Consider the following 2,741-nt stretch of genomic DNA (forward strand, 5'->3'; position numbering starts at 1 on the left):
AGCGGGCGAAGGTGCCGATGGCGCGCAGCGCGACCAGCAGCGCCGTGGCCGCCGCCATCACGAATTCCGCAAACCCCGTGAGGACGCGCCCCCCGCGGAAGCAGCCGCTGCAGCCGCCAGCAATGGCGCCCCGCGCGAGGACAAAGGCGGGCGCCGCGAGCGCTTCGAGGGCAAGGGCCGCGACCGCGACAATGATCGCCGCCGCGATAAATTCTCCGGCGACCGCAAGGATCGCGACCGTGGCGACCGCGAGCGCGGCGGCCGTGATTTCCGCGACAAAGGCGGCCGCGACAAGGGGCGCGAGAGCGGCCCGGCGCTCCGCCAATATGCGAGTTCGGCGCCGCGCGAACGCGAGCGCGCGATCGATCCGAATTCGCCGTTCGCAAAACTCGCGGCGCTGAGGGAACAGCTCGCCGGCAACCGCAAGGATTGAGCCGCGCCAAACAGAGAACATGAGGCCGATTGGAGCGTCAGCGTCTCGATAAATGGCTGTGGCATGCGCGGGTGGTGAAGGCGCGCACCAGCGCCGCCGCGCTGGTCGAGGCCGGCCATGTCCGCATCAACGGCGTGCGCGAGAGCACGCCCGGACACGCGGTCAAACCGGGCGACGTGTTGACCATCGCGCTCGATCGCAGCGTGCGCGTGCTGAAGGTGATCGGCTTCTCCGAGCGGTGGGGCGACGCCACCGCCGCACGGGTGCTGTATGAGGATTTGCAGAGCCGCGCCGAGTGATTATCTCGGGGAGGCGATCAGTTGCCTGAAAACACGGCGCCGAACCGGCTTGCTTATCTTGCAGCAGCGGTTCTCCTGCGCTACGCAATTTTTGAAACGCAACCCTGAAAGAATGAATCCGCTTTCGGAGTCTTTGGTTCGGAGTCCTGGATGACCTACGTCGTCACTGAAAACTGCATCAAGTGCAAATATACTGATTGCGTCGAGGTCTGCCCCGTCGATTGTTTCTACGAGGGTGAGAACATGCTGGTCATCCATCCTGAGGAATGCATCGATTGCGGCGTCTGCGAACCGGAATGCCCGGCGGATGCGATCAAGCCGGATACCGAGCCGGGCCTGGAGAAGTGGCTCGAGGTCAACAGCGAATACGCCAAGAGCTGGCCCAACATCACCCAGAAGAAGGATTCGCCCCCGGACGCCAAGGAGTTCGACGGGCAGGAGGGAAAGTTCGAGAAATATTTCTCTGCGAACCCCGGAAGTGGCGACTGATTCGCGCGCTGCCCTGCCGGATCGATATCGTATTCAGGCGGGGAATCGCGCCATCGTTTAACCCTAATGACAGCGTTATGACCGCTAGTGCCTGCAAGCGGCGGGATTCGGCCCTAAATCATTGATTTTTGCGGAAAATGTGCTATATTAGGCACATTGCCAGAGCCGAACCCGGCCATCCCCGATGCTTGGCCCCGTTCGTTTCCGCAAAAACATCGAACAGGGGCGTGGCAGTTTCCGCGCGCAGGCTGTGTCACAGAAAACGCGTAAAAAGAGTGCTTCCAAATCGTCAAAGAAAGCCGCTGCAGTTGCCCGCAGCGCAGTCAAAGGTCGTGCCAGGGCGTCCGTGAAGGAGGCCCGTAAGGCTGCGGCTACAAAGTCCTCGAAGAACAAAAGAAGCGTGATGCCAGAAAAGACTGCCAAAACTGCCGCGAAAGCGACAGCTCCCAAGACCATTGCTTCGAAAGTCGCCGCCAAGACCGCCCCTAAGGCCGCAGCGCCTGCGCCAAAGGCCGCCGTCAAGCCGGCCGCGAAGCCGGTTGCGGCCCCGCGCGTCGAGGAGCCGAAGAAGGTTGTGACCCAGCGCCAGGGCTTCAAGGCCAACGAATTCGTGGTCTATCCGGCCCATGGCGTCGGCCAGATCCTCGCGATCGAGGAGCAGGAGATCGCGGGCGCCAAGCTGGAACTTTTCGTCATCAGCTTCATGAAGGACAAGATGACGCTTCGCGTGCCCACCGCGAAGGTCGCCAATGTCGGCATGCGCAAATTGTCCGACCCGGCGCTGGTCAAGAAGGCGCTGGAGACGCTGAAAGGCCGTGCCCGCGTCAAGCGCACGATGTGGTCGCGCCGGGCGCAGGAATACGAAGCCAAGATCAATTCGGGCGATATCGTCGCGATCGCGGAAGTGGTGCGCGATCTCTATCGTTCGGAATCGCAGCCCGAGCAGTCCTACTCTGAACGCCAGCTCTATGAAGCGGCGCTCGACCGGCTGTCGCGCGAGATCGCGGTGGTGCAGCACTCGACCGAGACCGAAGCGATCAAGGAGATCGAGAGCCAGCTCGCCAAGAGTCCGCGCCGCGGCGCGGCCAAGGCTGAAGAAGCCGGCGCTGAGGGAGACGGTGAAGGCGATGCCGACGATCTCGACGGCGACAGCGACGACGCGACCGTCGCCGATGAGGCGGCATAAGCAGCCAGCAAAGATTTGCAGCGAAAAGCCCGGCCAAGCGGCCGGGCTTTTTGTTTGAGTGTCGCGAATTGAGGCCGAGGGGCCTACATCCAACTTCGCCTTGGAGCCCGCCCAGTTGCGGGTCCAATCACCTGTACCTTGTCAGGCGGCCGGTCGCTGTGCGGCGGCCGGAAGAACATTCTGATTTAGCCTGAACAGGTTGCCGGGATCGTACTGGGCCTTAAGTGCCGCGAGACGAGCGTAGTTCGGGCCGTAGGCACCGGACACGCGATCGCTCTCATCCTCCGGCATGAAGTTGACATAGACGCCGCCGGTTGCGTGCGGCGCAGTCTCA

4 protein-coding genes and 1 pseudogene are annotated in these 2,741 nt (G+C 62.7%); 4 read left to right on the top strand and 1 reads right to left on the bottom strand.

What is annotated here, in order from left to right; genetic code table 11:
- The 4 genes and pseudogenes from CWO89_RS42795 to CWO89_RS42810 all read left to right on the top strand — a co-directional run.
- Window positions 1-433 (top strand): annotated as a pseudogene (locus CWO89_RS42795) (helicase-related protein); the annotation flags it as partial.
- 29 nt (window positions 434-462) lie between these two features.
- The gene (locus CWO89_RS42800) at window positions 463-732 is read left to right on the top strand and encodes an RNA-binding S4 domain-containing protein (protein WP_130584212.1); all 270 of its coding nucleotides are present in this window, start codon (window positions 463-465) and stop codon (window positions 730-732) included.
- A gap of 150 nt (window positions 733-882) precedes the next feature.
- A complete protein-coding gene (gene fdxA / locus CWO89_RS42805; RefSeq protein ID WP_130584213.1) occupies window positions 883-1,221 on the top strand; it encodes a ferredoxin FdxA in 339 nt (112 codons plus the stop codon).
- 403 nt (window positions 1,222-1,624) lie between these two features.
- Window positions 1,625-2,407, top strand: a complete 783-nt coding sequence (locus tag CWO89_RS42810) for a CarD family transcriptional regulator (protein WP_394569648.1) — start codon at window positions 1,625-1,627, stop codon at window positions 2,405-2,407.
- A 141-nt stretch (window positions 2,408-2,548) separates the two neighbouring features.
- Here the strand turns inward: CWO89_RS42810 and CWO89_RS42815 are convergent.
- On the bottom strand, window positions 2,549-2,741 hold a 193-nt coding region (locus tag CWO89_RS42815), incomplete at its 5' end, for a BBE domain-containing protein (protein WP_207234696.1).

It is taken from the genome of Bradyrhizobium sp. Leo170, assembly GCF_004296405.1.
GTDB lineage: Bacteria > Pseudomonadota > Alphaproteobacteria > Rhizobiales > Xanthobacteraceae > Bradyrhizobium.

What these genes read in the sequence shown, in the direction of transcription:
- fdxA (WP_130584213.1), top strand. Translation starts at nt 883, where the DNA reads ATGACCTACGTCGTCACTGAAAACTGCATCAAGTGCAAATATACTGAT.
- CWO89_RS42810 (WP_394569648.1), top strand. Translation starts at nt 1,625, where the DNA reads ATGCCAGAAAAGACTGCCAAAACTGCCGCGAAAGCGACAGCTCCCAAG.